General features: G+C 29.1%; 5 protein-coding genes. 3 read left to right on the top strand and 2 right to left on the bottom strand.

All coding sequences use genetic code 11. From position 1 onward, the window contains the following. The first annotated feature begins 76 nt into the window (after positions 1 to 76). Entirely contained in the window at positions 77 to 724 is a 648-nt protein-coding gene (gene clpP, locus RWN11_RS06880) for an ATP-dependent Clp endopeptidase proteolytic subunit ClpP (RefSeq protein ID WP_314161011.1), read from the top strand. A 36-nt stretch (positions 725 to 760) separates the two neighbouring features. On the opposite strand, the gene RWN11_RS06875 is transcribed toward clpP, so the two are convergent. Both RWN11_RS06875 and pssA read right to left on the bottom strand, forming a co-directional pair. Then, on the bottom strand, positions 761 to 2,011 hold the full coding sequence (locus RWN11_RS06875) for a peptidoglycan bridge formation glycyltransferase FemA/FemB family protein (protein ID WP_314161010.1): 1,251 nt from the start codon (positions 2,009 to 2,011) through the stop codon (positions 761 to 763). 282 nt (positions 2,012 to 2,293) lie between these two features. Next, on the bottom strand, positions 2,294 to 2,812 hold the full coding sequence (gene pssA, locus RWN11_RS06870) for a CDP-diacylglycerol--serine O-phosphatidyltransferase (protein WP_314161009.1): 519 nt from the start codon (positions 2,810 to 2,812) through the stop codon (positions 2,294 to 2,296). A gap of 172 nt (positions 2,813 to 2,984) precedes the next feature. On the opposite strand from pssA, the gene RWN11_RS06865 reads away from it, so the two are divergent. After that, positions 2,985 to 3,893, top strand: coding sequence for a YitT family protein (locus RWN11_RS06865; protein WP_314161007.1), 909 nt, complete (start codon positions 2,985 to 2,987; stop codon positions 3,891 to 3,893). A 276-nt stretch (positions 3,894 to 4,169) separates the two neighbouring features. Beyond that, complete coding sequence (locus RWN11_RS06860) at positions 4,170 to 5,327, top strand: chloride channel protein (protein WP_314161006.1); 1,158 nt, start codon at positions 4,170 to 4,172, stop codon at positions 5,325 to 5,327. Positions 5,328 to 5,388: the final 61 nt, after the last annotated feature.

The raw sequence follows: 5,388 nt of genomic DNA, 5'->3' as shown, positions 1-5,388 counted from the left end.
GAAAGGGAAAAAAGTTGCTAATTGACCATTTTTGATATATAATATCTAGTGAAAACGAAAATTAGGAGGTAAGAAAATGAATTTAATTCCTACAGTAATAGAGCAAACTTCTCAAGGGGAAAGAGCATACGATATTTATTCAAGATTATTAAAAGATAGAATTATTATTTTAGGTTCAGATGTAAATGATCAAGTAGCAAATTCAATAACAAGTCAACTTTTATTTTTAGAAGCACAAGATAGTGAAAAAGATATTTATTTCTATATTAATTCTCCAGGTGGAAGTGTGACAGCTGGTTTTGCAATTTATGATACTATGCAACATATTAAATGTGACGTTGTTACTATTTGTATGGGGATGGCAGCTAGTATGGGTGCATTTTTACTTGCAGCTGGAACTATCGGTAAACGTTACGCACTTCCAAATGCGGAAGTGATGATTCACCAACCATTAGGTGGTGCACAAGGTCAAGCAACAGAAATTGAAATTGCTGCAAAACACATATTAAGAACTAGAGAAAAATTAAATAAAATTTTAGCAGACAGAACTGGACAAACTATTAAGACTATTGAACGTGATACAGAACGTGATAACTATTTAACAGCAGAAGAAGCGTGTGAATATGGTCTAGTAGATAAAGTAATGTATCCAGAAAACAATAAACCTCAGAAAAAAGAAAAAACTAAAAAAGCTACGAAAAAAGTTGCTAAGAAAGAAGAATAAATGAAAAAAAGGAGTTGAGCAGGAGCTCAATTCCTTTTATATTTTCCAAATTTTTCCGATTGCATTTCTAATTTCGTAATTATCCATAAAATACTCTATATTTCCGTTGAAATTACGTTTGAATTGAAGAACTCCGTAGTCAGTAGCCTCTTCAGACTCAAAATCTTTAGAAGTACCAAAGAAGTTGAAATATTTAAAGTTATTATTGATGGCGTATTTCATCATATGGAATAAGATTGCATATGGACCCTCGTAACGGTGGAATTTTCTCATTGCACCGCTTGTGAAGTAGATTAAATCTTGCCCTGATTCTATAAAAGTAGCACATGAAAGATTAATAATATTTCCGTTTTCTTCTTTAAGCTCTTTTATTTTATCAATTTTTTTATACCAAATAGCAATATTTTCATCAAATTCTTTTAGACGGTTAGTTGCTTTTTTAGCATTCACTTTTCCTTGTTCTAATTTTTCTTTTAGATCGTCTCGCTCTTTTTCGAGATTTGCAATTGTGTTAGTTGTAGTTTCAATGAATTGATCACAATCAATGTATGAAATAAGATAGTGAGCTTTATCTCCGATATTATTCTTTAATGACTTAAAATATGTATTATCACGAATGCTAAAGTCTATTCTCTCCTCAGTATCACGATTAATTTTATCAAAGATTTTTGCATCTTCTTCATCAAAGATATCAATCTCTCGAACTTGTACTCCTTCTTTCATCGTTCTATTAATAGTATAACGAGCAATTTGTGAAATATTTTTTAATAAATTATTCTCAGTAATATTTTCGTCTAGTGATTTAGAAAAAACACAACGAGAAGCCAGTGTAGGATTTGTGAATAAGTCATCATTAAGTGGTTTGTATCCTAGTGAAGTTAATATTTTATCTGTTTTAATAGCATCCTCAGTAGTTTCAACATATTCGATATCTTTATAAATACGTTCGTTTAAGAATGGATTTACTCTTACGCAGAGAACACGAAAGTCTTTAGCGAAATAGTTTTTTAATTCTGCCATATAAAATCTTACTAACTCATTATTAGAGTAATCCATTATTGGACCGTGTTGAGCAGTAACTTTATAGAAGAATTTTCTATAAGGGAAATAAATAAATGTTGAATATGCTAGTATTTTATTATTTTCTTTTACTGCAAGAATTTTAGTCTTTAGATTATTGAAATTTTGCATTTTACTATATACGGCAGCTTGTTGTAAAAAGTAACGATTATCGTTTTTTTCTTGAACCATTTGTAATTCGTCACTGCTAATTTCTGTAAATATCATTAAGATGCTCCTTATATAAAATTTAATATATACGCATACGATTATATAATAAATAAAAGAAAAATAAAAGTAATAACTATTATTAAAATTTCTTAATAAAAAGATATAAATAATTGTGGATATAGCTTATAGAAGAATATTAGTAAAGGAAAATTTGGGTATACAGATCTTAAAAAAATTTATAATCATTATGTTATAGTAATATATAATGTTATAACCTCATAAACTGGAAAAAGGTTGTAATTGTTTTTTTAACAATTTACAACCTTTTTTCTATTTTTTTTATATTTTTTTAATTTTTATATTACTTACCATTAAATAAGAGCATGCTACTACTAGTATAAGCATTGCAATACTTGGTAATTTTATCTGAGCAAGTACTGCAAGAACTGTTCCGCATGTAGTGATAGGAACTCCTTGATAATATCCATTTTTCATTTTTGTCACGTTAAACCTAGCTAAACGATAAGCTCCACAGCATACGTAAACTCCACAAAGTATAGCAACAATTACCATTAATAGTGTTGATGGCTTATCATTAGTAATAAAGATTTCAAAAACAAGCATAGCAGGTGCTACTCCGAAACTTACTACGTCACATAATGAATCTAAATCGTGACCAATTTCAGAAACAACACCAAGTTTTCTTGCGACGATACCATCGTATCTATCTGCAAGCATAGCTAAGATAATAAAGACAGTACCCCAGATGAAATATCCATGTGATGTAGTCAGAATTGACATAAATCCACAAAAAATATTACAAAGGGTAAGATAATTTGGTATGAAGTTTTTATTCATTTTAAAAGTCAACCTCCAATATTGATATTATAATTATAGTACAAATTTGTAATAATGTCTAAGAAAAGATGAAATTTATAAAAATTTAGTAGTGAAAAATATTATTTTCTATAGTTGTTTAACGTCATGAAACCTGTTATAATTAGGATAAAATTGATTTTGGAGGTGCACTATGGAAAAGACATTTAAAAATTTAAATTTCACAAAAATTTTAAAAGAATTATTTATTATTTCTTTGGGTTGTGCTATTTACTCTTTTGCAATTATGCATTTTAATGTTCCAAATAAACTAGCAGAAGGTGGAGGAACAGGAATAGCACTGTTATTATTATATTCAACAGGTCTTCCGGTTTCTGTAGGAACAATATTGGTAAATATTCCTTTATTAATAATAGGATATAAAATGTTAGATAAAAAGACAATGTTATACACAGTTTACGGTATAATTATGCTGACTTTTTGGATAGGAATTTTTGAAAAGTATAATATAGAAATAGAAATCGGTGGGGACAGACTACTAGCAGCTGTATTTGGAGGATTACTTGCTGGATTAGGATTAGGGATAGTCTTTCTAGCAGGAGGAACAACAGGTGGTGTAGATATAGTTGCAAAAATTGTTCAACTTTATACAGGTAGTTCAATAGGAAGAATAATTCAAATTCTTGATGGAGTTATCATCGCCTTAACATTTGTAGTAGTTAAGAGTTTTCCAGCGATTCTATATACTTTGATTTATATTTTTATATGTACTAAAGTTATAGATTATGTTGTTGAAGGTGGTGTTCCTGGAAAAGGAGTAATGATAGTTTCATCGGAAATAGAACTTATTACTAAAAAAATCCAAGAAGATATGAATCGTGGATTAACTTATATAAAAGGTCAGGGAAGCTATTCTAAGAAAGATTTGAATATTGGATATTGCGTTGTTTCAAGAAATGAAATAGGAAAATTAAAATCTCTGGTTTATAAAATTGATCCCCGAGCTTTCGTGACGATAACTGAGGTTCATGATATTATAGGAGAAGGCTTTAGTTACGATCAACCGAAAAAATCAAGTTTAAGTTTTAAAAAGAATCAATAGTAAAGAATCTGAGAGGGAGCGACTAAAAAATCGTGATTTCGTAGAAACAAGATTTTGTCGAGTCACTTCCTGCAGTGATTTATTAGATATCTAAAAAGCTTTTTAAAAGCGAATTTAGATATCGATAAACCGCTGCGTCTATGAGCTATTATATGAACTTTGTTAAATTTTAGGACTTTTGGGTCAGCCCCTGGGTTCTCATATAAGCGTTTTAAAAAGTTTAGAACTTTTATGTCAATCTCAGATTTATATTTGAAGGAGAAAAATAAATATAATATGTTAAGGAATTATTATTTTAGATTAATAAGTGCAGTATTATTAATTTCTATTTGTTGTTCGTTATTTGGTCAAACGTTATTGAAATTAATAGAATTAACTAGTAGTTATTATAAGTATTTATTGATTTTAACACCTTTGATACTAGTTTTTACTAAGTCTAGTAATAAATATTTACACACCAGTGCTATAGGTATGAAGTATTTTATTGAAGCGGCAACTGATAAAAAAGAGAAAGTTACGTGGAAGTTCCCTTTTATTTTAACTTTGAATACTTTACTAGCTCACAGCTTCGGAGTGAGTGTAGGGCGTGAAGGTGTTGCTGTGCAGTTGGGTGGAGCTATTGGTGGGAATATTGCTCCAGATGAATTCAGTACAGAGAAAAAACAATTTTTTGTAAAGTTAGGCATGATTTGTGGATTTGCTGGATTGTTTCAAACACCTTTAGCTGCTGTGGTATTTATTTTAGAGGTTGTCAGTGATAAATTTAACTTTACAAAAAATAAAATTTATGAGTATGTAATATATATTATTGCAGCGTATATAAGTGCTTTTGTATCACATAAATTAGGTTTGGAAAAGTTTTTTGTAGCTATAGATGTAAGTAAAATTAATATAAATTTAGAATTTATTTTTAAATTAATTTTAGTTGGGATTGTTTTTGTTTTTGTAGGAATTATATTTGTATTGCTTCAAAGAAAAATAAAGGAATTAGCAGCTTTGAATAAAAATATCATTTGGATTCTTCTAGTTGTTTTTATTTTAGTTAGTATTGTTTTCGAGTACAGATATGCTTCATTAGGTACAAATTTAATTAATCTTTCTTTTACAAACTTTGAACAGATTCAAGTTTATGATTTTATATTAAAAATTGTATTAACTGCAATTTGTACAGGGATTGGTTTTAGTGGAGGAGAGGTTACTCCGTTGTTTGCGATTGGAGCGACTTGTGGAGTAATTCTAGGAACTTGGTTAGGATTACCAATTCTTGTAACTGCCGCTTTAGGATACTGTTTAGTATTTTCAGCGGCAACTAAGACATATATTGCACCTATATTTCTTGCATTAGAAGTCTTTGGATATAAATTAATGTTATTTGCAGTAATCCCTGCAGTGTTAATTTACTTAATCAATAAAAAATATAGTATCTATAAATAATTAAATGGGAGTGACTCAAAAATCGTGATTTCAAAGAAATCGATTTTGTCGAGTCACCCCC

The organism is uncultured Gemella sp. (assembly GCF_963519265.1).
In the GTDB taxonomy this organism is placed as follows: Bacteria; Bacillota; Bacilli; order Staphylococcales; family Gemellaceae; genus Gemella.
This window is presented reverse-complemented; position numbering and strand designations above follow the sequence as displayed.